1 protein-coding gene is annotated in these 1,311 nt (G+C 70.1%); it reads left to right on the top strand.

Going from position 1 to position 1,311, the window contains the following annotated elements; all coding sequences use genetic code 11:
* Positions 1–1,228: DEAD/DEAH box helicase (locus tag AC1D1G_RS45305; RefSeq protein WP_477956954.1), on the top strand; the 1,228-nt coding region annotated here is incomplete at its 5' end.
* Between the last annotated feature and the right edge of the window lie 83 nt (positions 1,229–1,311).

Consider the following 1,311-nt stretch of genomic DNA (forward strand, 5'->3'; position numbering starts at 1 on the left):
GTTCCGCAGCGACGACAGTGCGATCCCGTTCGTGACGTACGAGCCCGATCGCGAGGGTCTGATGCGCTCGAAGGCGGATCACTCCTACGGGTACTCGGACGCCCTCGCCGACGGCGTCGTCCGGCCCGTCGTGTTTCTCGCGTACTCCGGCGAGGCACGCTGGAGGAACAACGCGGGCGAGGAGTTCTCCGCGCGACTCGGTGAGCCGCTCAGCGCGGAACAGACGGCCCGGGCGTGGCGAACGGCCCTGGATCCGTCGGGCGACTGGATTCCCGCGGTCCTGCACGCCGCGGACACCCGGCTCGGCCAGCTGCGCACGGGCGGCATGCCCGACGCCGGAGGTCTGGTCATCGCCACCGACCAGACCGTGGCCCGCGCGTACGCGCAGACCCTGAAGGCGGTCACCGGGGAAGACCCGGTCGTGGTGCTCTCCGACGACCCGACGGCGTCCAAGCGGATCGCCGAGTTCGGGGCGAGCACCCAGAAGTGGATGGTCGCCGTCCGCATGGTGTCGGAAGGCGTCGACGTTCCCCGCCTGGCCGTCGGTGTGTACGCCACCAGTGCGTCCACCCCGCTCTATTTCGCGCAGGCGATCGGGCGTTTCGTGCGGTCCCGCCGCAAGGGCGAGACCGCGAGCGTGTTCCTCCCGTCGGTTCCGGTGCTGCTCGATCTGGCCAGCCAGCTCGAGGCGCAGCGCGACCACGTGCTCGGCAAGCCGCACCGGGAGAAGGACGGCTTCGACGACGATCTTCTCGCCGACGCGAACAAGCAGAAGGACGAGCTCGGCGAGGAGGAGAAGGCGTTCACCTCGCTCGGCGCGGACGCCGAGCTCGATCAGGTGATCTACGACGGTTCGTCCTTCGGGACGGCCACGTTCTCGGGTTCGGACGAGGAGGCCGACTACCTGGGTCTGCCCGGACTGCTCGACGCCGATCAGATGCGCGCGCTGCTGCGTCAGCGTCAGTCGGAGCAGCTGGACAAGGCCGAGCCCGCCCCCGCGCCCGTGCACACGCCCGTGCCCCAGGTCGCGGACCGGGTGGCTGCCGCCGGACAGCTCGCGCAGCTGCGCCGGGAACTGAACAGTCTCGTCGCGATGCACCACCACAGGACGGGCAAGCCGCACGGGACCATCCACGGCGAACTGCGCCGCGTCTGCGGGGGACCGCCCACGGCGATCGCCACCGTCGAGCAGCTCACCGAGCGGATCTCCACCCTGCGACAGTGGTGACCGCCGTCACCCGGTGACGCGAACGTAAAGAGACCGGCGAGTGCATCGCACTCGCCGGTCTCTGTGCTGAAGAGGTGAGCCTG

The organism is Rhodococcus sp. P3_B8 (assembly GCF_056402775.1).